Origin of the sequence: Bombella saccharophila (genome assembly GCF_026385475.1) — a bacterium.
Taxonomy (GTDB): Bacteria; Pseudomonadota; Alphaproteobacteria; order Acetobacterales; family Acetobacteraceae; genus Bombella; species Bombella saccharophila.
The window spans coordinates 363476-386626 of sequence record NZ_JANIDW010000003.1; the positions used below are offsets into that span (position 1 = coordinate 363476).

The following is a 23151-nucleotide window of genomic DNA, read 5'->3' on the forward strand; positions in this document are numbered from 1 at the left end:
TGCATCGGACCATTGTTCAATCGTCTTTAAGCACAGGGAAAGGGCCAGGGGTCAAGCACCTGAGTGTAATAAATTTGGGGATTAGAGGTAGCTTTGTCATACTATTCACAATTATCTGATCTTTTGTGTACTATATTAGCAATCGAGAAAAAAACATGGTGTTCTTGCGCGCTTTTCTCTTGAGGAGGGGCGCAGTTGCCCCTATAAGCGCGGGAGGTTGTACACGCGTCCGGGCCGATGATGAGGCATGCCTGGCCGTGTAAGTTCTCTTTGACCATGCAAATGACAGAGAGAGCGGCTGAATTGTAAGGAGATAAAAATGCCCAAGATGAAGACGAAGTCTTCGGTCAAAAAGCGGTTCAAGATCACCGCGACCGGTAAGGTAACGTGTGGTCCGGGTAACAAACGCCATGGCCTGATTAACCGTCCGCAGAAGATGAAACGTAGCAACCGTGGTCCGCAGGTTATGACGGATATGGATGCACGCACCATCAAACAGTGGGCACCCTACGGGCTGTCATAAGGAGATAAACGACCATGGCACGTGTTAAACGGGGTACGACCACCCACGCCCGTCATAAAAAGGTTCTGGACCTCGCTAAAGGCTATCGCGGGCGTTCTTCCACCAATTACCGCATCGCGTTGGAGCGGGTCGAGAAGGCCCTGCGTTACGCTTATCGTGACCGCCGCAATAAAAAGCGTGAGTTCCGTTCTTTGTGGATTCAGCGCATCAGCGCAGCCGTGCGTGAGCATGGGTTGACCTATAGCCGCTTCATCAATGGCCTTAATAAGGCTGGGATTGAGATTGACCGTAAGGTCCTTGCAGCAATCGCCTATGATGATGCAGCTGCTTTTGCTGAGATTGTGCGCAAAGCTCAGGCGGCTCTCTAATTAAGAGCCGTCCCGCTAGTCCCTTACATGCGAGGGAGAGGCGGGAACGTAATGATTAGCGGGCTGCTCTGATTAAGTCGGGGCAGCCCGTTTTTCTTACAAGCTGCTTCAGAGATTTTTTGCCCCAACGGGGATAGGAAAACTCTTTGAAACAGCTCGTAGAGGGTGAAGGACAGGCTATGGCCAACGACCTTGAAAATCTAAAGAATGACACAATCGCGGCCTTGCAGCGTGCCAGCACACATAGTGAGTGGGATGCTGTGCGGGTGGGCACATTGGGGCGGTCTGGGACGCTAACTGGTCTGTTGCGTCAGCTTGGTTCCTTCTCGCATGAGGAGCGTAAAGAGCGCGGGCAGGCTCTTAACCGTCTGCGGGATGAGCTAACATATCTTATTGAGCAACGCGGACGAGAGATTGAGGCTTTGGCTCTCCAGCAGCGTTTAGCTGAGGAGACGGTGGATATTACGCAACCTACCCCTACGGCCCCGGTAGGGTTGATTCATCCCATCAGCCGTACGATTGAGGAAATTACAACCATTTTTGGGGCTATGGGCTTTCATCTAGCAGAAGGGCCGGATGTTGAGAGCCAGTGGCATAATTTCTCAGCCCTGAATACGCCAAAGCATCACCCCGCGCGGACGGAGCAAGATACATTCTACCTTCCTGCCCTAGAGGGTGAGGAGGAGCTGCGTGTTTTAAGGACGCAGACCTCTGGCGTGCAGGTGCGTACCATGTTGCAGGAAAAACCACCTATTCGCATCATTGCCCCGGGGCGGACTTACCGTGCCGACCATGATGCCACCCATTCCCCGATGTTCCATCAATGTGAAGGTTTGGTGATTGAGAAGGGCATTACCCTTGGCCATTTAAAAGGATGCCTGACCGAGTTTTTGCGGGCCTTTTTTAATCAGCCTGATTTGCCAGTGCGCTTCCGGGCCTCGTATTTCCCCTTTACCGAGCCTTCTATGGAGATTGATATTGGCTGGTCGCGCGAGACTGGGGCTATTGGTGCAGGCGCGGATTGGCTGGAAGTCTTGGGGGCGGGGATGGTCCATGCCCGTGTGCTGAGCAATTGCGGGCTGGACCCGGCAGAATGGCAAGGCTTTGCCTTTGGTATGGGCATTGAGCGGCTCGCTATGTTGAAGAACGGCATTGCTGACCTACGCTCTTTTTATGAGAGCGATTTACGCTGGTTGCGTCATTATGGCTTCTCAGCTTTATCCCCAGCGACTTTGACGGAGGGCTTGTAACATGAAGTTTTCACTCTCATGGTTGCGGGAGCATCTCGATTTTACAGCCTCTTTGGAGGAGATTTGCGCAACATTAAACCGTATCGGCCTTGAGGTTGAATCGGTTGATGACCCGACAGAGCGTTTATCAGGCTTCCGCACGGCAAAGATTGTGGAGGCCACGCGCCATCCTGATGCTGACCGCCTCCAGCTATGCCGTGTGACAGCAGGCGAGGGGTATGAGGAGGTTCAGGTCGTTTGTGGTGCGCCAAATGCGCGCACGGGGCTGCATGTTATTTTTGCTCCACCGGGCACTTATATTCCCGGTAGTGATATCACGATTAAACCCGGCAAGATTCGGGGGCAGCTCAGCAATGGGATGCTCTGCTCCTTACGAGAGCTTGGCATTGGTGAGGACTCTGATGGCATTGCCGAATTGCCAGAGGGTACGCCTCTTGGGGTGGATTATGTCCGTCATGCCAAGCTGGACGACCCGGTAATAGAGATTGGCATTACCCCCAACCGGGGGGATGCGTTGAGTGTACGCGGTATCGCGCGGGACCTCGCAGCGGCGGGGCTAGGGCATTTTAAGCCATGGCTTGTCCCTACGGTGGAGAGCGAGGGGGCGAGCCCTATCCAGTGGGTGTTGGACCATCCCGCTTGCCCATATGTTACAGGGCGTTTGATTCGCGGTGTGAAGAATGGCCCAAGTCCGGCTTGGCTCAAGCAGCGGTTAGAGAGCGTCGGGCTACGCTCCCAATCAGCGTTAGTTGATATTACAAATTATTTGATGATGCATGTGGGCCGCCCGCTGCATGTCTTTGATGCGAACCGTTTAAAAGGGAACAGATTACTGCTCACCTCTGCCACGCGGGAGCAATTTCGTGCGCTAGATGGGCAGGATTATGTCCTTGGTACGCATGACCTTGTGATTGCTGATGAAGCCGGGGTGCAGTCCCTTGCCGGTATTATTGGCGGTGAGACCAGCGCGGTTACGGATGACACAACGGATGTTTTTGTTGAATCCGCTTTGTTCGACCCCGTACGCATTGCCCTGACAGGCCGCCGTCTTGGGGTGCAGACTGATGCTCGCTATCGTTTTGAGCGTGGGGTGGACCCCGCTTTGGTGCGCACAGGGCTAGAGGCTGCAACTTCGTTAATTGTCGAGCTATGCGGTGGCATACCGAGTGAGGTGACCGAAGCCGGAGCGGAGCCAGACTGGCAACGTACAGCCACTCTACGCTTTGCACGGCTTGCGACGCTTGGCGGGTTGGAGATTGATGCGGATAAGGCCGTGACGATTCTTGAGGCTTTAGGCTTTGAGGTGAAAGAGCGGGGGGAGGGCCAGGCTATCTTTTCCGTTCCATCATGGCGCAATGATGTGGCCTCTGGTCGGGTCCTTGCACAGGCGCATAGTCTGGATAAAAGCGTTGCAGAACGTGCGGCTGCCCATGTTACGCAGATGGAAGCGGAAGCTGACCTTGTTGAGGAAGTCTTGCGCATCAGAGGGTTGGATGAGGTACCCGCTCAGCCCCTGCCACAACCTCATATGGTCCCCCCCGCTGCGGTGACGGCAGAGCAAAGCCGCGCTGCACTCTTACGCCGCCTTTGTGCAGGCCGGGGCTTGATGGAGACTGTTGGCTTCTCCTTTGTGTCAGACCAAGATGCCGCTTTGTTTGAGGAGGGGCGGGAGCAAGACCGCTTGCTAAACCCGATTGCAACGGACCTTAACCAGCTTCGTCCCACGCCGGTTATTAATCTGCTGCGGGCGTTAGGGCGTAATATTGCTCATGGGCAGGGCTTTGCGGGCGATGCTGCCTTCTTCGAGCTTGGGCCGTGCTTCGGGCAGGAGGGGGACCGCCTTATCCTTGCTGGTGTGCGTGGTGGGGTGAGCGCACGCGCCCCCGGCCATGTGGCTGAGGAGCCCTCATGGATGGAGGCCAAGGCTGATTTATGGTCGGCTCTACTCACTCTTGGCATGGCAGAGGCGTCTTTAAGCTGCACAGCCGATGCACCAGACTATTATCATCCGGGACGCTCCGGTGTGGTGCGGCAGGGGCCGAAGCTTGTTCTTGGTCGTTTTGGGGAGCTGCATCCCCGTGTGGCACGTCATTTCGGCCTGAGTGGGACAGTGGCTCTGTTTGAGCTAAATGTCGCAGCGGTGCCCCAGCCGAAGATGAAGCGCAAAGCCGCGCCAGCCTTATCGGCTTTGCAGCCTGTGCGGCGGGATTTTGCTTTCCTTGCTGATAAGGCGGTGCAGATTCAAGATGTGCTTAAAGCCGTACGTATGGCGGATCGTAAATTGATTACTGATGTTCGGCTTTTTGATATTTTTGAAGGTGGAACCGTGCCTAAAGGTCAACGCTCTTTAGGGGTGGAGGTTGTTCTTCAACCACAAAAAGAGAGCCTGACAGACGCACAGCTTGAGGGTGTTATGGCTGCGGTGGAGGCGGCCGTCCATAAAGCGACTGGCGCGACATTGCGCCGCTAAGCCACAGCGTCACACGAGACGAAGGGAGCGGAAATTATGGTAGATGCGGGCCCTCCTGTAGAAGGTGATGTCCCCCTTTACCAGCATGGCCGTGTCATCTGGATTCTCGCGGGGGAGCCGAGTGGCGATAGCATCGGGGCACGTTTGATGCAGGCTCTGCATCGGATAGACCCGATGTTGGTTTTCGCAGGCGTAGGGGGAGGGCGGATGGAGGCGCGCGGCCTCCGCAGCCTTTTCCCGATGGAAGACCTCACAGTGATGGGGTTTATGGAGGTCCTCCCGCGGTTGCGTTTGCTTTCGCAACGCTTGGTGGAGGCAGAGCAGGATATTGAACTCCGCCGCCCTGATATTGTCATTACGATTGATAGTCCCGGTTTTGCGTTCCGTCTCCTACGGCGCGTGAGGCGGCTGAAGGTGCGGCGATTGCATTACGTTGCCCCTCAAGTCTGGGCATGGCGGGAAAAGCGGGTGAAGCATTATCGTGGGCTATGGGATAGTTTGCTTTGCCTCTTCCCCTTTGAGCCAACATGGTTTGCTGAGCGGGGCTTTCATGCTCATTTTGTAGGGCATCCCATTTTGCAATCGGGCGTGCCACATGGTCGGCCAGAGCGTTTTTATAAACGCCATGACCTTAGGCCAGAAAGCCCGGTTTTGCTGCTTATGCCGGGTAGTCGTAACTCCGAGGTGCCGAAATTACTGCCTGTTTTTGAAAAGACGTTAGAGCTTTTATATAAGCAATTCCCGGACCTCCAGCCGGTTATCCCAGCGACATCAGGCATGGCCCCCCTCGTGCGGAAGATGGTGCGGCATTGGGCTGTTCATCCCTCTATTGTGACGGATACGGAGGATAAGCATGACGCCTTCCGCGCGGCAGATTGCGCTTTAACAAAATCCGGCACCTCGACTTTGGAGCTCGCCATTGGAGGCGTGCCGATGGCGGTGACGTATAAGGTCAATCCACTCTCTGCCGTGTTGGGGCGGTTTTTGCTCAAAGTGCCATATATCTCGATTGTGAATATTCTTGCCGGGCGGGAGATCGTGCCGGAGTTAGTGCAACATAATTGCACACCGCAGAAATTAGCCGAGGAAGTAACAGCCCTGCTCACAGACGAGGCCAAGCGTAAGGCTCAGCAAGAGGCCTTTGGTACCGTGCTGGCTATGTTACAGGCCCCCGAAGGGGATCTCCCCGCTATGGCAGCGGCAAAGCAGGTTCTAGCTTTGATGGAGACCCCATTAGATGAGCTACGTGCTCATGAGTAAGCGGCGGTCTTAACGTAGGAAGCCTACGAGTTTTTCCGCCTCACTGACAATCGGTTCAGACACGGCGCGGGCCCGGTCTGCCCCTTGGCGCAATACATTGAGAAGATGGCCTTTATCATCCATCAGGCGGCGCGTTTCCTCCGCAACGGGGGCTAGTGTCTCTACCAACAGGTCCGCTAAGGCTTGCTTAAAGGTCCCAAAGCCTTGGCCTGCAAATTGGTTTAGGACATCCGCTAAGGATGTGTTGGACATAGCAGCATAGATGGTCAGCAAATTACGGGCTTCTGAGCGGCCCTCTAGCCCCGCTTCCTCGCTTGGCAAAGGCTCTGCATCGGTACGGGCTTTGCGGATTTTCTGCGCAATTTCGTCCGCTGTGTCATTCAGCACAATGCGGCTTTGGGCCGATGGGTCGGACTTGGACATCTTCTTACTGCCATCGCGTAAGCTCATCACACGGGCAGCATGGGGGGGGATGAGAGGCTCAATTTGTGGGAAGAACTCAACGCCCATGTCATGATTAAACTTTTGGCCAATATCGTTAGCTAATTCCAGATGTTGGCGTTGGTCGTCCCCTACAGGCACGCGCGTAGCATGGAAGGCGAGAATATCGGCCGCCATAAGGTTGGGATAGACATAAAGCCCTGCGGAGTGATTCTCGCGATTCTTTCCCGCTTTATCCTTAAATTGCGTCATGCGGTTTAGCCAACCAAGGCGGGAGACGCAGTTAAAAATCCAGCCTAGCCGTGCATGGGCACTAACGGCAGATTGATTGTAAAGGCGGGTTGGGTCGATGCCAGAGGCGAGTAAGCAGGCGGTGGAGGCTAAGGTCTGCTCCCGCAAAGCTTCTGGTGACCATGGCATGGTGAGGGAGTGCATATCCACGAGGCAAAAGAGGCAATCATGGTCCTTTTGCAAGGTAACCCAGTTACGAATGGCCCCAAGATAATTACCAAGATGGGGGATACCTGTCGGCTGAATCCCTGAGAAAACGCGCTGCATGAGCATGGTCCTGAATTAAAAAAGGGGGAGGAGACGATAAAAGCCGCCCCGCTTGGTATGGAAGGGGGCGGCAAGAGCTCTCATTATGGTGCTGATAAAGGATAGGCTTTATTATTGTAAGCCTGCATCATCCTCAACACCGAGAAGCTGGATTTTGAAGATGAGCGGGCTATTGGGGGGGATAACCCCCATGGAGCGTTTACCATAGCCTAATTTAGGCGGTACATAGAGCTCCCACACATCGCCAACACGCATAAGGGGGAGGCCCTCCATCCATCCCTCAATCACACCATCAAGGGGCATTTCCATATAAGCGGCCCCTGTGTGCATCTCTGAGGAATCGAAAATGCCACCGTCAGGTAAGCGGCCTTCATAGATGATCATCATCGTGCCCCCCTTTTGGGGATGAGGGGAATCTTTAGGGCCAGATTTTAGGATTTTATAGGCCAGACCATCAGGCTGCTTATGCACACCGGGTTGTTTATAGACCTGATCCATAAACTGCTGAGGGCTTAATTCCTGTTTTGGTTTGCCTGCACAGCCCGCCAGCCCAATAAGGCCCGCGAGGATACATATTGGCAAATAACGGAAGAAAGAACGCAGGGAATGGGACATAAAATGCCTCTCTATGAAGACGACCAACAAGGACATGGCTTAGGGGGTGCCGCCGCGCCGCCCTTTATTCGCACCCAAGCGCAAGCGTAGCGCATTGAGGCGGATAAAGCCTTGTGCATCGACCTGATTATAGGCGCCTTCATCATCCTCAAAGGTAACAACACGGGCATCATAAAGGCTATCGGGGCTTTCCCGACCCACGCAGATGACATTCCCTTTATAAAGCTTCAGCCGGACGCGCCCATTAACGGATTTTTGGCTGCTATCAATCAGGGCTTGGAGCATGTGACGCTCTGGGGAGAACCACAGGCCGTTATAAATCAGCTCTGCATAGCGCGGCATGATGCTATCTTTAAGATGCGCAGCTTCACGATCCAACGTGATGGATTCCATAGAGCGATGAGCTTGGAGCAGAATCGTCCCACCGGGTGTCTCGTAAATCCCACGGGACTTCATGCCGACAAAGCGGTTTTCCACAATATCAAGGCGACCAATACCGTTAGCTTTGCCAAGCTCATTAAGGCGGGCCAGCAAGTTAGCCGGGGAGAGGGCCTCACCATTAATAGCGACTGGGTCACCATGTTTGAAGTCGATGGTGATTTCTGTTGCTTTATCCGGTGCAGCCTCTGGAGAGATTGTGCGTTGGAAGACAATCTCATCAGGCGGGAGGGAGGGGTCCTCTAGAATCTTCCCTTCAGAGGAGGAGTGCAGCAGGTTCGCATCGACAGAGAAGGGAGCTTCACCGCGCTTATCTTTTGTGACGGGGATTTGATTCTTCTCGGCGAAGTCGAGCAGCTTTGTGCGGGAGGTTAGGTCCCATTCCCGCCAAGGGGCGATGACTTTTACATCAGGTTTAAGAGCGTAATAAGCTAGTTCGAAGCGGACTTGGTCATTCCCCTTGCCGGTGGCCCCATGGGCTACGGCATCAGCCCCCACAGCCTCGGCAATCTCAATCTGCCGTTTAGAGATGAGGGGACGGGCAATGGAGGTGCCGAGCAAATATTGCCCCTCATACACCGTATTAGCGCGGAACATGGGGAAGACGTAATCCTTAACGAAGGTCTCCCGCAAATCCTCAACAAAAATCTCTTTTACGCCGAGGGATTCAGCCTTACGGCGGGCGGGTTCTAGCTCTTCACCTTGGCCAAGGTCCGCTGTGAAGGTGACGACCTCGCAGCCATAATGCTCTTGCAGCCAGCGGAGGATAACTGATGTATCCAACCCGCCAGAATAAGCCAGAACAACTTTCTTAATGCCTGAGGCTTTGCCCATGATTGCTCTATATCCTCTGCTAAAAAAACAGAAATCAACTGTCGTTACGCGATAACGCTCTTGTAACAGGTGTCAGGCCGTTGGGCCAGAGGCCTAGCCTTTTAAGGCGTGGCCCGGGCCTGTCTTTGCCGCTCACTTTGGGTTTTAAGTTGCCCACAAGCGGCGAGAATATCCTTCCCGCGCGGCATACGGATGGGGGCTGCATAGCCTGCATCCATCACAATTTGGGCAAAACTAGCCAGACGCTCCCTCGTAGAGGGGCGGAACTCCGACCCCGGCCAAGGGTTAAAGGGGATGAGATTCACCTTGGCGGGCAACCCACGGATGAGCCGTACTAACTCCCGCGCTTCGGCATCGCTATCATTGACATCGCGGATCATGATATATTCAAAGGTGATGCGGCGGGAGTTTGAGGCTGCAGGATAACGATGGCATGCCGCGATAAGCTCTTCAATCGGGTATTTCCGGTTCAACGGGACAAGTTGATCGCGGAGGTCATTGCGGACAGCATGAAGGGAGATGGCAAGGTTAATCCCCAGCTCATCCCCACAGCGATCCATCATCGGCACCACGCCGGAGGTTGAGAGCGTAATGCGCCGGCGGGAGAGGGCGATGCCTTCCCCATCCATGATGATTTTCATCGCTTTGGCAACATTCTCATAATTATAAAGCGGCTCGCCCATACCCATCAGCACAATGGTGGAGAGCAGACGCGGCGTGTCACCTTTGGGGCTGGGCCATTCCCCATAACTATCCCGTGCGGCCATAAATTGCCCGACAATTTCCGCCGCTCCCAAATTACGGACGAGCTTTTGCGTCCCCGTATGGCAAAAGCTGCAAGAGAGCGTGCATCCCACTTGGGAGGAAATACACACCGCACCACGGTCCTCGCGCCGGTCGGGGATGTAAACCGTCTCGGCCTCTTGTCCATCACGGAAGCGAAAGAGAAACTTACGCGTATCGTCCTTGGAGGTCTGCTGAGTTGTCACGCTGGGGCGACCGACGATGAAATGCTGCTCCAACTTTGCTTGCAGGGGCTTGGCAATGGTGGACATGCGGGAGAAATCCGTCACACCTTGATGATATATCCAATGCCAAAGCTGTTTAGCGCGGAAGGGTTTCTCCCCAATCTCGACCAGCATGTCTGCCAGCTCCTCCCGCGAGAGGCCAACAAGCTCGCGGCGGCCATCTTCTGTGATGGGGGTAGGCGGGGCAAAGAGAGCGGATTTGGCCTCGATGCGTTTGCGCTCACTCTCATTGAGGGCAGCGACAGCATCAGAGGCAAGCGGGGAGGAGGGGGCCGGGTGAGTCATGGTGGTGGCTCATAACATGGAGGGGCCGGAAAGGGCCAGATAATTGACAGGGAGTAAGAGGCTAAGAGCGGGCGGTTTAGCTGGCCTCTTTACGGGCAGCGATGAGGAATTCTTTATTCCCCTCCGGCCCAGTGATGGGGCTTGGGACAAGGCCTAGAATCGTCCAACCGGGGAGGGCAGCAAACCAAGTGTGAATCTCTTGGCACACGCGCTCATGCACCGCCGGGTCTCGCACAACCCCTTTAGGGCCAACATCCGCACGCCCGGCCTCAAATTGCGGTTTGATGAGCGCAACAGCCCACGCGCCGGGTTTGGCCATCTCTAAGGCTGGGGCAAGCACGGTTTTGAGGCTAATAAAGCTGGCATCGCAAACGATAATATCCGGGGCCTCTGGGATATGCTCTTTGCTGAGATGACGAGCATTGGTTTTCTCCAACACTACAACACGCTCATCAGAGCGGATTTTCCAAGCGAGTTGGCCATGGCCTACATCAACAGCATAAACACGCGCCGCCCCATTGTGGAGCAGAACATCAGTAAATCCACCTGTTGAGGCCCCTACATCAACGGCGATTTTCCCCTCTGTGGAGAGGGGGAAATGCTCCAAGGCGTGTGCTAATTTCAGCCCCCCGCGCGAGACCCATGGATGGTCCTGCCCTTTAAGGGTTAAAGCCATATCTTCGGGGAGTTGGTCTCCCGCTTTTTTGACAGGCTTATCCCCGTGTGGCCCTGCATAGACCAACCCGGCCATGATGAGGGCCTGCGCGCGGCTGCGTGTTTCCACCAATCCTCGCTCAACAAGGAGCTGGTCGGCACGGCGTTTGGCCATTAAGCTTTGGCCTTCCCAGCGAGAGCGTGGCGTGCCAGCTCAGCAATATGATGAGCTGTAAGACCAGCTTCTTCATATTGGGCCTCAGGCGTGTTGTGGTCGATCCATGTATCAGGCAATGCCATGGGGCGGAAGCGTACATGGTCTAGCAATCCAGTTGCGGCGAGATGTTCCACCACCTGCGTACTGAAGCCACCGGGCGCGCCCTCCTCTAATGTGAGGAATACTTTATGTTGGCGGGCGAGGGCCTCAATTAAGGCGCCATCAACAGGCTTAGCAAAACGAGCATCCGCTACGGTAACCGCAATCCCTTCCGCAGCGAGTGTATCAGCAGCTTTGAGAGCCTCTTGCAAACGTGTGCCGAGGGAGAGAATGGCCACACCTTCCCCCTCAGAGGCACGGACAATGCGTCCCTTGCCGATGTCTAAAATCTGGCCTTCCTCTGGGAGGTCTAGCCCTAAGCCGGAGCCACGCGGGTAGCGTAGGGCAATCGGCCCGCTATCATGCGCCCATGCGGTGGCTGTCATATGCAAAAGCTCCACCTCATCAGAGGGGGCCATGACAGTCATATTAGGCAGGCAACAGAGGTAATTGAGGTCGAAAGACCCGGCATGGGTTGCCCCATCCGCACCGACTAGCCCAGCACGGTCCACCGCAAAACGGACTGGAAGATTCTGCAAGGCGACATCATGCATGACTTGGTCATAAGCACGTTGGAGGAAGGTGGAATAAATGGCACAGAAAGGGCGCATCCCCTCGCTAGCCATACCCGCAGCAAATGTGACAGCGTGTTGCTCTGCAATGCCGACATCAAAATAACGCTCTGGATAATGCTGGGCCATTTTGTCGAGCCCCGTGCCAGAGGGCATAGCCGCTGTAATGGCTACAACCTTTTCATCCTGCTTGGCACGATGCAGCAACTCGCGGGAGAAGATGTTGGTATAAGATGGCGGGCCAGCAGGGCCTTTTTTCTGCTCACCTGTCTCGACATTAAAGCGGGAGACCGCATGATATTTATCACCAGCGGATTCGGCAGGTTTATACCCACGCCCTTTTTCTGTGATGACATGGAGGAGGACAGGCCCTTTATTTTCGGCATCACGGAGATTGCGTAAAATCGGGACAAGTTGGTTCATGTCATGGCCATCAACAGGGCCGACATAATAAAAACCAAGCTCCTCAAATAGCGTGCCACCCGTGATCATGCCGCGGGCATATTCTTCCGCACGCTTTGCGGTCCGCTCAATGCTGGAGGGGAGGCGTTTGGCAAGCTTACCGGCTAAATCCCGCAAGGTGAGGAAGCGGCGGGAGGACATGAGCCGGGTCAGATAATTGGACATCGCCCCAACAGGAGGCGCAATGGACATCTCATTATCATTGAGGATGACAATGAGACGCTCTGCCCCTTTGCCCCCCATAGCCCCGGCATTATTCATGGCCTCATAAGCCATACCGGCGGAGATAGAGCCATCCCCGATGATGGAAATAACATTCCGCTCCCGATAAGCGGGATGATCCTCTGCATAAAGATGATGAGCCACAGCCATCCCTAGCCCTGCGGAGATGGAGGTGGAGGAATGTGCTGCACCAAAGGGATCGTAAGGGCTTTCGGAGCGGCGGGTAAAGCCGGACAAGCCACCCGGTTGGCGTAGAGTACGGATATGCTCGCGCCGCCCGGTGAGAATCTTATGCGGATAAGCTTGGTGGCCCACATCCCAGATGATGCGGTCATCGGGCGTGTTAAACACAGCATGGAGAGCCACAGTTAGCTCGACCACACCGAGGGAGGCCCCTAAATGCCCCCCCGTGGTGGAGACGGCGTTAATCGTCTCCGACCGCAACTCATCCGCCAAAGTGCGGAGTTGCTCGGTGGAGAGATTCTTCATGTCCGCCGGTGTGTTTACCCGGTCCAAAAGAGGATAACGGCCCATGGTCGGGATGGAGGAAGACATGCTCATGGACGATTAATTCCTGCGTTCAACAAAATAGGCGGCAAGGGCGCGGAGTGTATCAGCTTGCGGGCCAAAGGAGGAGAGAGCCTGGCGGGCTTGCTCGCTGAGACGATGGGCTTCTTTACGTGCCCCTTCAATGCCTAACAAAGCCACATAGTTGGATTTGCAGGCATCTTCATCTTTACCAGCGGTTTTGCCAAGCTCTTCCGTACTGGCGGTGGTATCGAGAATATCATCAGCGACTTGGAAGGCCGTACCCAAATCCGCCCCATAGCGGATGATGGCCTTACGTTGTGGGTCATTAGCGGCAAGACCGGCTAAAATCGCCCCCGCTTCAGCAGAATAGCGGATGAGTGCACCGGTCTTCATAGCATGGAGGCGTTGGACCTGCTCTAGCGGGAGGGCCTTGCCTTCCCCACGAATATCAATAACTTGGCCCCCAACCATCCCAGCACTGCCAGAGGCACGTGCGAGAGCAAGGGCGAGGTCAGCGCGGATGGCAGGGTCTGGGCTGGTAGCAGGCTCTAAAAGGACCTCAAACGCGCTAGTTTGCAGAGCATCGCCAGCGAGGATAGCAAACGCCTCATTAAACTTTTTATGTGTAGAGGGCTGGCCCCGGCGAAGGTCATCATCATCCATGGCGGGGAGGTCGTCATGGACGAGGGAATAAGCATGGAGGAACTCTACAGAGGCCGCAACGCGTAAGGCTGCCTCACGCGATGCCCCAAAAAGGGCGGCTGTTTCTAACACTAAGAAGCCCCGCAGGCGTTTCCCCCCATTAAGGGCCGCATAGCGCATGGCCTCTATGAGTAAGGATTCATCACCCGGTACAGGGGGGAGGAGTGCATCAATGCTGGCCTCAATATCCTGACAGGCCAAGCGTAAAACATCCTTAAGAGGGAGGGCGTGGCTGTTGGTCATGAGGGGGTCTCCTTGCGGGAATGGGAGGCTGGTTGGGACGTGATCTCAAGGGATTCTTCAGAGAGAGACCCATCAGTGTTTTGAACAATTGCTTTAACGCGCATCTCCGCCTCGCTTAACCGCTGTTCACAATGGCGGCGCAGGGCGGCCCCTCGCTCATAGGCAGAAATAGCATCCTCTAGCTTCATCTGGCCAGTTTCTAGCCCGCGCACGATCTGCTCAAGCTCGGCTAGGGCCGCCTCAAAGGAGAGTTGATGGAGCGGTGTGGTGTGCGATGGAGCAGATGTCATAAAAGCGGGCACGATTATCCGAATAAGGGTCAGAGCATGAAACTTACAGGCCATTACAGGGATATGGAGATTTTTTCCACCCCCCATCCTCTGTCTGTCGTAAGATCAGATGATATTTAATGTGTGTGGCTGATGATAATGCGTGAGGGGGGGGCTTTGGCAAGGCTTGAAAGATTTTTATTTTAATTGGTCTTAAAAACGGCTTTGCAGCACCATGTAACATAAAAATGCCGCATCTAACCCTAAGACGATAGGGGTGAGGCGTTGGCGTTGTTTTTTAACGAGAGCAATGGCGGTGTATAGGAGCATCCCACAAGCAAGGGAGAGCATAAAATTGCCCGTTACAACGGTAATGAGGAGCATACAAAGTGGTGGAAAAGCCTCTTCCATATGGGAGGGGAGTTCCCTTAAATGGCCCAGCATTGTAATGCCTACAAATATTAGAACGGGAGCCGTTGCTAAAGCAGGAATGGCAGTTAAGAGCGGCCAGAACACGCAGGACGCAGCAAATAGAACCGCTACAACAAGCGCACTTAGGCCAGTACGTCCCCCTGCTTCAACGCCTGTTAGGCTTTCTAGATAAGCTGAGACGGTACATGTTCCAAGCAGTGCGCCAATCACGCTGGCAGCACCATCGGCACTAAAAGCGCGTGGGTTGAGGTCGGGATGATCTTTTGTTCCACATAAGCCTGCGCGGTGGGTAACGGTGAGCATTGTGCCTGTCGCATCAAAGAAATCACTGAGCAGGACATAAAGCGTAATGGGTAAAAGGAGTCCTAAATGGTGGAAAAATTCTTTAAAATCAAAGGGAAGTAGAAGATGGCGTGGGTAATGGGGCCAGTCTAGCATATGGGTGGGGAGTTGGGTGATTGTCTGTCCAGCTCCATTAGGGGTGATGATCCCTATGAGAGTGAGCGTTACGATGGTGATGAGTAACCCTGCAGGAATACGCAAAAGCTGGAGCAGCAAGCATAGTAAAATCCCTAATAAGGCAAGGATAACAGAAGGATGGGCGAGTGAGGCGAAGCTAAGCCCGTTGGAGGAAGGGACAGCCACGCCAGCGGCGATGAGGCCAATCCGTGCAATAAAAGCCCCAATAGAGACTTGAATACCAAGCATGATGCTCGCGGGAAAACTGCGAATAATTGCGAGGCGTAAACGTGTAAAGGAGAGGAGCGTAAAGCACAGCCCACTAAAGAGGACAACTGTAAAGGCTGTAGCAGGGCTAACATGCGCTTGTTGAACGATGACTTGGGCAAAAAGGACATTGCTGCTCATGGCCGGGGCGAGGGCAAGGGGGAGTCGTGCCCATAGGGCCATGATGAGCGTCCCTGCCACAGTTCCGGCAATAGTGGTCATGACCATGTCATGACGGGCCAGCCCTGCTGCTGCGAGCACAGCGGGGTTAACAGCCATGATATAAGCCATAGAGCCAAATATGGTCAGTCCGGCCACAATCTCTCGTGGAATGGTAGAGTGGCGTTGACTGATATGGAAAAACCGGTCGAGAGACGATCGAAGCACAAGCGACACTCCGCCGAGAGGGAAAATTAGCGTTTCCCGCCGTGAAAGAGCTGATACAGGATAGGTGAGAAGAGCCCGTGGGCTTCTTCTGGGAGATGTGCGTAGATGGCCCCAATGACGGAGGGAGAGAGCCACCGGCTGCGACGAATAGTGCTCTTTACTCCATCTACAGTGAAGCCCTCAGCGAGGAAATGATGAAAACTAGCCTCTATAGTATCAGGGGTGGCTTGGTCAGGGAGTGTATGGAGGGTGAGCGGGAGGGGAGCATTTTCAGGAATGATCTGCCCCGTTGGGAGGAGTTTTAACTGTATGCTCTCTTCTTGAGAGGTGATGTGAATAGGCAAGCAATCTAGTAAATTTGTGACATGGAGAGCATGAGGAGCGCAAATAGGTAAATAAGATGTGGAGGAAGGCACCTCCGCATAGAGCCACCCTATGTTGGGTGAATTCGCTAGTTGGAGAAGGCGGAGGGGAGTGAGTTGCTCATCACGCTGAAGGGCTTCAGCATCATAAAAGCCAAGTTTACGATGCCCCTTATGGAGGGCGAGTGTCGAATCCCCATGGCGAATATGGGACCGCTTAAAGGAAGGCTGTTTATGCGCATGAGAGGAGGGGGCAGGTGTCTCTAACCCATCCTGATTTTGCAGTGTGTAACATGCACTTAAAATGAGCCCTTGTAAAAATTGTGCGGCAATCGCCATGCTTTGGGGGAGATAGCGTTGCCCCTCAGAGATACGGTGGTCGTTACGGTCAAAATAACGGCGTGCTTGAGGCGTGCGGCTATTAGCTGCGGCATCATGCAGGATGCGCGCTTGAGACCAATCTGGTGGCGTTTGTAGCTGTGCAAAAGGATCAGGAAGTGTTTGTTGAGCCGTAGGGCGGAAAAAATCTCGCGTAATGCGATGGTCGGGGAAGTCCTCTGCTGCATGGGTGGTGAAGAGCGCACGGGGATGTGGTGTAGGACCGTCCCATTGTTGGGTGTCTATTTTCCCCAAGCCCATAATGCACCAATTGACAGGGATAGAGGTGGTGTGGAGAAACGCCTCCGCCCCCATATGCTGTTCTATATCAGCAAAAAAGGCGGAGAGGGTCGCTTGGGTCGGTAGGAAATATTCATCAATCGCGAGGGGGAGCATCCAATCAAAATGTTCATGCTCGCGTTGGATGAGGCTGTTGAGCCCTGCCTCACGGCGGTGTAGCGCGTCAGTATCCTGCGCGTCTGTCTCTATAATGCGAATATCATAATGGCGCGCGGCTTGTGTGAGCAGCTCTCGGCTACCGTCGGTGGAATGGTCATCACACACTAAAAGGGCAGAAAAGCCTAATGCGAGGTGATGTGCCATCCACCAAGGAAGTCTCTGCGCCTCATTATGGATGCAAAGGAGAGCGGCCGTGCGGGGCATGGGCTAATCCATCTTCAAAGCAGCGAGGAAGGCACTTTGTGGGATTTCGACCTTCCCGAATTGCCGCATACGTTTTTTCCCTTCCTTTTGCTTCTCCAACAATTTGCGCTTACGGGAAATATCACCGCCATAACATTTAGCTGTTACGTCTTTAGACAACGCCCCCAAAGTCTCACGCGCAATAACCTTGGAGCCAATAGAGGCTTGGATGGCGATTTTAAAGAGCTGGCGGGGGATGAGGTCCTTCAATTTCGCACAAATAGCGCGGCCACGGGATTCCGCCACTGTACGATGGGCGATGAAGGAGAGCGCATCAACGGGCTCATGATTAACAAGGATGGAAATGCGGACGAGGTCGCTCTCCTCATACCCATCCATTTGATATTCAAAAGAGGCATAACCGCGCGTGAGGGACTTCAACCGGTCATAAAAATCAAACACTACCTCATTGAGCGGTAGGCGATACACCGCCATGGCCCGATCCCCCACATAGGTGAGGTCTATTTGCACACCGCGCCGCTCGGTACAGAGGGTGAGGACAGAGCCTAAATATTCATCCCGAACAAGAATAGAGGCCTTAATCCATGGCTCCTCAATATAATCAATCTTGCTGATTTCCGGCATATCAGCGGGATTATGCAACTCTTCGACAGAGCCATCATTCATGTGCATTTTATAAACAACAGAGGGGGCTGTTGCGATGAGGTCGAGATTAAACTCACGCGAGAGACGTTCTTGAATAATCTCCAAATGCAGCAAACCGAGGAACCCGCAGCGGAAGCCAAACCCCAAAGCAGCCGAAGTCTCTGCCTCAAAATGGAAGGACGCATCATTAAGGCGCAACTTACCCAAGCTTGTGCGTAGCTTATCAAAATCATCCGCATCGACAGGGAAGAGCCCACACCACACAACGGGGATGGAGGGCTTAAAGCCGGGGAGAGCTTTCTCCGCCGGGCGGTTATCGAGCGTGATGGTATCGCCCACATTGCAATCTGCCACAGTCTTAATCGCGGCATTGATGTAGCCCATCTCCCCCGGCCCTAAGGAGTCCACAGGCTTCATTTTGGGGAGGAACACACCAACCTGGTCCACATGATAGGTGGCTCCCGTTTGCATCATGCGGATTTTATCGCCGCGTTTCAGCCGCCCTTCCTTAATTCGTACCAGGATAATCACACCGAGATAGCTATCATACCAACTATCTACCAATAGCCCTTGCAAAGGGGCTTCCGCATCGCCTTTAGGGGCAGGCAGACGTTGGACGAGGGCCTCCAAAACGCCCTCAATATTCAAGCCTGTTTTGGCACTAATCTCCACAGCATCATCAGCGGGGATGCCGACAACTTCCTCAATCTGGGCGCGTACACGCTCTGGCTCCGCCGCGGGGAGGTCAATCTTATTGAGGACGGGGACAATCTCATGGTTAGCGTCAATGGCTTGATATACATTGGCGAGTGTTTGTGCCTCCACCCCTTGGGAGGCATCAACCACCAAAAGCGAGCCTTCACATGCCGCTAAAGAGCGGCTGACCTCATAAGCAAAATCCACATGGCCGGGTGTGTCCATGAGGTTGAGGACGTAAACATTGCCATCCTTTGCCGGGTATGTCAGCCGGACGGTCTGGGCCTTGATGGTAATGCCACGTTCTTGCTCCAGCTCCATAGAATCAAGAACTTGGCCCTTCATCTCGCGTGCGGTAAGAGCCCCACATGCCTCAATAAGCCGGTCCGCCAAGGTAGATTTACCGTGGTCGATATGCGCGATGATGGAAAAATTACGAATGAGAGAAAGCGGTGTGTCGGTCATGACGCCCTAATTAGGTGATTGGGAGGCTTCTGTCAGCATTTAAAGGGAGGGGTTAGCGGTCTGTAAGGCGGAACTCAATCCGGCGATTACGAGCTAAGGCTTCAGCGCTGCGCCCATGGTCCAACGGTTGATAGTTAGAGAAAGCCGTTGCTGCGATATGGTGCGGGTCAATCCCGTTGAGGATTAAGGTTTTCACCACTGTAATAGCCCGCGCGGCAGAAAGCTCCCAATTACTGGTAGAGGTAGAATGAATTGGCTGGCGGTCAGCATGGCCATCCACGCGTAGAATCCACGGTATATCAGCAGGAATGGTTGCGGCAACCTCGCGGAATGTATGGGCAAGGGTCAGAATCTCCCGCCGCCCTGCTGGTGTTAGCTCCGCACTGCCACTAGGAAAGAGGACTTCAGAGCGAAAGACAAAGCGGTCCCCTACAATCTCAATGCCTGGTTGGTCTTTAAGGAGGTCACGCAACCGCCCAAAAAAGACAGATCGATAGCGTTGCAATTGGTTGACCTTATTTGCCAACGCGATGTTGAGTTTTTGTCCTAAAGCGGCAAGCTGAGCATCTTTATCCGCCTCGTTCTTTTTCTCTACCTCCAAAGCCGCTGCAATCGCTTGGAGTTGATGCGTCAGCTCTGTCACTTGAGAGGATAGGGTGGCAATACTGCCAAGTTGTGCCCCTTCCACAGCACGCGATTGTGCCTCCATCGCGGCCATCGCATGTTGTTTTTCATCCAATGTGGTATTGAGCGTCGCGATAAGCTGCTTTTGCTCTTGGTTCGCTTTATTGAGGGTTTGGACCTTCCCTTCACTAAGGGAGAGCATCTCGCTTAACTTAGTAAGGTCTTGGCGGAGGCTATCCAAACTACGCTCTTTTTGGGCAATGGTAGCGGAGAGGAACTCTTGCCCCAAAATAAAGACGAGCAAAACAAATGTGACGACCATCAATAACGAGGACAGAGCATCTACATAGCCCGGCCATGCGTTGATGGCACCAAGGTGACGTCTGCGGCGGGCCATGGCTTAATCTTCCCTACGCTGGGTAGAGCGCGTTTTATGATCCCGTTGGAACAAATGAACAATATCGCCGCGCAAGCTTGCTAATTTTTGACCCATTTCTTGAATGAGATGAGCCATAGTGGGATCATCCATCTGATGTTGTTTAAGATTACTGGTCAGATTTTGTAATGTCTGTAACGTTGCCTGATTTTTCTCATCAAGCTGATAGAGCATATCTTCAAGCGGTGCGAGGGGTTGACGTAATGGCTCGCGGACTTGGCGCAACGTGGCGTTCAGCTCATCCAGTTTGGCGATAATGGCCGCATTGTTAGTACGCATTAGCTCTTCCATCTGCGCTGGACTATAGGCAGATGGAGAAGGGGTGTTAACAGGGCTATCGAGGAAAGTAAGATCAGCCAACCATTCCTCGATTTCATTGGCGAAGCGATTTTGCGCTTGTCCCGATGTAAGGTCTAAAAAGCCGAGGATTAACGAGCCTGCCAAGCCGAACATAGAGGCCGAAAAGGCGGTGGACATTCCCACGAGCGGCTTTGTTAAACCCGTCTTTATATGCTCAAACATGCCAGCAAGGTCCGCCCCGCCAGAGGGCATAGCACTAATCACATCCGCTACAGAACGCACCGTGAGGATTAAGCCATAGAACGTCCCTAAAAGCCCCAAAAACACAAGAAGTTGTGTGATATAGCGAGAGATCTCACGCCCTTCATCCATGCGAGCTTCTAGACTTTCTAGCATGGCACGCGTCGTTTGGGGGGAGAGGGCCAGCTTTGGGTCTTCCTCCCGCCGTGCGCGGAGGAGGCGGGCCATAGGGGCCAAAAGCAGCGGGGGCTCCGGCACACGCAAACCTTCACGCGGTTGCTGGAGAATATTGACCCAGCGAACCTCTGGGATAAGCCGTATGGTGAGATGGAGATTCCAAGCAATCCCGAGGAGCAAAATGGCAATAATCACACCATTAAGGCCAGGATTTACCATAAAAGCGTGAAGCAATACGCCACGTAAAGCAAAGACGATCCCTAAAATGATAAGGAGAAACACGCAAATACGAACAAGATAACGGGTAGGACGTGTCATGGTGTTGGTACTTCTTTCGCTGCAGGAGTCTCTGTCGGGGTGGGAGTGTCAGTTGCAGGTGGATTGCTTTCAGGAAGGATATCAAGCCGTTCAGTTGGGGCTGTATCGGTGGCATCAGGCCGGCCATGGGCAATAGGGTAGATTCGTGTCGTTGCTATGCCATTTTGTACAAGTAAACCACGAATAGCGAGCGCGCGCGAGAGCGCTAGCCGCCGCGGCATGGAAATATCACTGCCTGGTACATTGGCATAGCTATGGAGAATAAACCGCACCTCAGTTTTGGGAGCCATGTTCTGGGCAAAATGGCGAACAGCATCAATCGTAGCTTCATTAAGATCGGTGCTATTGGGGTCAAATAACACACGCAACGCGTTGTTAGGCAAAGGTTCTGCATGGCTGTGGCTTGTGGCAGCTGGCACAACCGTCGCAGCGGGAACGGGCGGATGAAGGGTAACAGGAAAAGGCGGCGGTGTGATGACCGTGGGGGTAGGGGCTTTAGCGGGGATGTCTAACGTACGGGAATAGCCCGCTGGCGTGGCCGGTGGAGGAGGCTTAGCAGGAGCATGCGTGGCTACGCTGTGTTGTGAGTGGCCCGTATTGTTCTGGCGATGTTCAAGCGGTGCGTGAGGGGATGATGACGAGCTTGCAGCCGGCAAAGCATCTATATTGGTCGAAACCTGCGCCCATGCGGCGGGGAAGAGACCGCTTGCAATAAAAAGCGCATATAAGAGGGAGGGAAGGATAGCCAGCCTATTTATCATATCAATGGCATCTTATGCGGGGGAGCCACATCTTGCAATCTTTATACGGCAAGCATAGGCCGGCTCCCTATGTAAAGCACGAGCGGGTTAGGATTGTGTAATAGCGTTATGGACCAATTCCCGTAGGGGTGCGTGGAAGTGTTGGTTTCCTGCCACAACATTTACATCATCATCAAGCCCACCGAGGTCACGCCCTTGGTCATCAGTTGCGTGGCCACCCGCTTCACGGACGAGTAAAAGCCCCGCCGCGCAGTCCCATGGCTTTAGTCCCAACTCCCAATAGCCCTCATAGCGGCCTGCGGCGAGCCAAGCGAGGTCCAACGCCGCGGCCCCACAACGACGGATGCCCGCTACCTTTGGCATAAGGCTGCTCAGAACACGGCCAAAAGGCAACCGATGATGAGCAGGGACTTTAGCAAAGGGAATCCCCGTAGCGAACACAGCCTCAGCCAGTTTGCGCCGTGCAGAGACACGGATGCGCCGCTCATTGAGATACGCCCCAATGCCTTTTTCCGCCCAGAACATCTCATGAGAGGCCGGGTTATAGACCACAGCAGCCACAAGCTCGACCTCCCCATGGGGATGGCGGCGTTGCAGCGCGATGGAAATCGCCCAATGCGGGATCCCGTGGAGGAAGTTTGTCGTCCCATCCAACGGGTCAACAATCCAACGCCATGTCCAGTTCTCACCACCTGAGGCCCCGCTTTCTTCCATGAGGAAGGCATAGCCGGGGCGAGCGCGGGCCAGCTCTTCACGGATGGTCTTTTCAGCGCGCATATCGGCTTGGGAGACAAAGTCCCCCGGCCCTTTAATGCTAACCTGAAGTTGTTCAACCTCGGTGAAGTCACGCAGGAGAGAACGCGCAGCCTTTTGTGCAGCATTCTGCATGACGGCCATATGGGGAGAGAGGCGCATGATCAGTCCTTGGCACGCTCAACGTAGGTGGCATCTTCTGTACGCACAACAATGCGCTCACCCGCTTCGATGAAAGGCGGAACCATGACCTTCACACCGTTGGAGAGCATAGCCGGCTTGTAGGAGGAGCTTGCCGTCTGGCCTTTTACAACAGGGTCAGCCTCGGCAATTTCCAACGTGACTTGGGGCGGAAGTGTTACAGCCACCGGGTCGCCTTCTACCAGCTTGACGCTGATGGTCATGTTATCTTGCAAGAAGGGAAGCTGGTCACCCAAAATATCCTTTGGCAGCATGGTTTGCTCAAAGGTCTCTGGGTCCATCAGGACGATGTTATCGCCGTCCATGTAGGAATAGATGTAGTCGTTATCTTCTGTAATCAGACGCTCGACTGTATCAGCGGTGCGCCAACGCTCGTTGCTCTTATTGCCACTTGCAAGGTCGCGCATCTCAACCTGAATAAAGGCACCACCTTTACCCGGTGTTAGAATCTGCTGTTTAAGGACGGTCCAACGGCGGCCATTATGTTCAATGACCTGCCCGGCCCGGATGAGGTTGGCTTGCTGTTTCATGTCAGCTCCTGATGTG

At 54.1% G+C, this 23151-nt stretch carries 21 protein-coding genes; 5 read left to right on the forward strand and 16 right to left on the reverse strand.

What is annotated here, in order from left to right; all coding sequences use genetic code 11:
- The first annotated feature begins 319 nt into the window (after positions 1-319).
- From rpmI to lpxB, 5 genes are all read left to right on the forward strand, one after another.
- Complete coding sequence (rpmI, locus tag NQF64_RS07780; RefSeq protein ID WP_099026756.1) at positions 320-523, forward strand: 50S ribosomal protein L35; 204 nt, start codon at positions 320-322, stop codon at positions 521-523.
- 14 nt (positions 524-537) lie between these two features.
- Complete coding sequence (gene rplT / locus NQF64_RS07785) at positions 538-891, forward strand: 50S ribosomal protein L20 (protein ID WP_099026755.1); 354 nt, start codon at positions 538-540, stop codon at positions 889-891.
- 179 nt (positions 892-1070) lie between these two features.
- The gene (gene pheS, locus NQF64_RS07790; protein ID WP_266106992.1) at positions 1071-2141 is read left to right on the forward strand and encodes a phenylalanine--tRNA ligase subunit alpha; all 1071 of its coding nucleotides are present in this window, start codon (positions 1071-1073) and stop codon (positions 2139-2141) included.
- Position 2142: 1 nt separating this feature from the next.
- Complete coding sequence (gene pheT, locus NQF64_RS07795) at positions 2143-4611, forward strand: phenylalanine--tRNA ligase subunit beta (protein ID WP_266106993.1); 2469 nt, start codon at positions 2143-2145, stop codon at positions 4609-4611.
- Between the two features lie 36 nt (positions 4612-4647).
- Positions 4648-5871 (forward strand): lipid-A-disaccharide synthase, encoded by a 1224-nt coding sequence (gene lpxB / locus NQF64_RS07800; RefSeq protein WP_099026752.1) that lies wholly within the window; start codon positions 4648-4650, stop codon positions 5869-5871.
- Between the two features lie 9 nt (positions 5872-5880).
- On the opposite strand, the gene trpS is transcribed toward lpxB, so the two are convergent.
- From trpS to efp, 16 genes are all read right to left on the reverse strand, one after another.
- Positions 5881-6870, reverse strand: a complete 990-nt coding sequence (trpS, locus tag NQF64_RS07805) for a tryptophan--tRNA ligase (RefSeq protein ID WP_266106994.1) — start codon at positions 6868-6870, stop codon at positions 5881-5883.
- Between the two features lie 111 nt (positions 6871-6981).
- Entirely contained in the window at positions 6982-7473 is a 492-nt protein-coding gene (locus tag NQF64_RS07810; protein ID WP_370513453.1) for an FKBP-type peptidyl-prolyl cis-trans isomerase, read from the reverse strand.
- Positions 7474-7524: 51 nt separating this feature from the next.
- Positions 7525-8757 (reverse strand): argininosuccinate synthase, encoded by a 1233-nt coding sequence (locus tag NQF64_RS07815; RefSeq protein WP_086441997.1) that lies wholly within the window; start codon positions 8755-8757, stop codon positions 7525-7527.
- A 101-nt stretch (positions 8758-8858) separates the two neighbouring features.
- On the reverse strand, positions 8859-10070 hold the full coding sequence (gene rlmN, locus NQF64_RS07820; protein ID WP_266106995.1) for a 23S rRNA (adenine(2503)-C(2))-methyltransferase RlmN: 1212 nt from the start codon (positions 10068-10070) through the stop codon (positions 8859-8861).
- 76 nt (positions 10071-10146) lie between these two features.
- Positions 10147-10899 (reverse strand): TlyA family RNA methyltransferase, encoded by a 753-nt coding sequence (locus NQF64_RS07825; RefSeq protein ID WP_266106996.1) that lies wholly within the window; start codon positions 10897-10899, stop codon positions 10147-10149.
- Positions 10899-12857: a 1-deoxy-D-xylulose-5-phosphate synthase gene (dxs, locus tag NQF64_RS07830; RefSeq protein WP_266106997.1), complete on the reverse strand. Its 1959-nt coding sequence runs from the start codon at positions 12855-12857 to the stop codon at positions 10899-10901. The genes NQF64_RS07825 and dxs overlap by 1 nt, the downstream gene beginning before the upstream one ends.
- 6 nt (positions 12858-12863) lie before the next feature.
- The gene (locus NQF64_RS07835) at positions 12864-13772 is read right to left on the reverse strand and encodes a polyprenyl synthetase family protein (protein WP_099026748.1); all 909 of its coding nucleotides are present in this window, start codon (positions 13770-13772) and stop codon (positions 12864-12866) included.
- Positions 13769-14062 carry an exodeoxyribonuclease VII small subunit gene (locus NQF64_RS07840; protein ID WP_099027026.1) on the reverse strand — a complete coding sequence of 98 codons (294 nt, stop codon included), beginning with the start codon at positions 14060-14062 and terminating at the stop codon, positions 13769-13771. The genes NQF64_RS07835 and NQF64_RS07840 overlap by 4 nt, the downstream gene beginning before the upstream one ends.
- A 192-nt stretch (positions 14063-14254) precedes the next feature.
- Entirely contained in the window at positions 14255-15586 is a 1332-nt protein-coding gene (locus tag NQF64_RS07845) for an NCS2 family permease (RefSeq protein ID WP_099026747.1), read from the reverse strand.
- A gap of 26 nt (positions 15587-15612) precedes the next feature.
- Positions 15613-16989, reverse strand: coding sequence for a glycosyltransferase family 2 protein (locus tag NQF64_RS07850; RefSeq protein ID WP_266106998.1), 1377 nt, complete (start codon positions 16987-16989; stop codon positions 15613-15615).
- A 3-nt stretch (positions 16990-16992) separates the two neighbouring features.
- Entirely contained in the window at positions 16993-18795 is a 1803-nt protein-coding gene (gene lepA, locus NQF64_RS07855; protein WP_099026745.1) for a translation elongation factor 4, read from the reverse strand.
- Positions 18796-18847: 52 nt separating this feature from the next.
- A complete protein-coding gene (locus tag NQF64_RS07860) occupies positions 18848-19816 on the reverse strand; it encodes a peptidoglycan -binding protein (protein ID WP_266106999.1) in 969 nt (322 codons plus the stop codon).
- Between the two features lie 3 nt (positions 19817-19819).
- On the reverse strand, positions 19820-20890 hold the full coding sequence (locus NQF64_RS07865) for a MotA/TolQ/ExbB proton channel family protein (RefSeq protein ID WP_266107000.1): 1071 nt from the start codon (positions 20888-20890) through the stop codon (positions 19820-19822).
- Positions 20887-21651 carry an OmpA family protein gene (locus tag NQF64_RS07870; RefSeq protein ID WP_266107001.1) on the reverse strand — a complete coding sequence of 255 codons (765 nt, stop codon included), beginning with the start codon at positions 21649-21651 and terminating at the stop codon, positions 20887-20889. Before NQF64_RS07870 ends, NQF64_RS07865 begins: the two co-directional genes overlap by 4 nt.
- Before the next feature lie 87 nt (positions 21652-21738).
- Positions 21739-22566: an inositol monophosphatase family protein gene (locus NQF64_RS07875; RefSeq protein ID WP_099026741.1), complete on the reverse strand. Its 828-nt coding sequence runs from the start codon at positions 22564-22566 to the stop codon at positions 21739-21741.
- A gap of 2 nt (positions 22567-22568) precedes the next feature.
- On the reverse strand, positions 22569-23135 hold the full coding sequence (gene efp / locus NQF64_RS07880) for an elongation factor P (protein ID WP_099026740.1): 567 nt from the start codon (positions 23133-23135) through the stop codon (positions 22569-22571).
- Positions 23136-23151 lie beyond the last annotated feature (16 nt).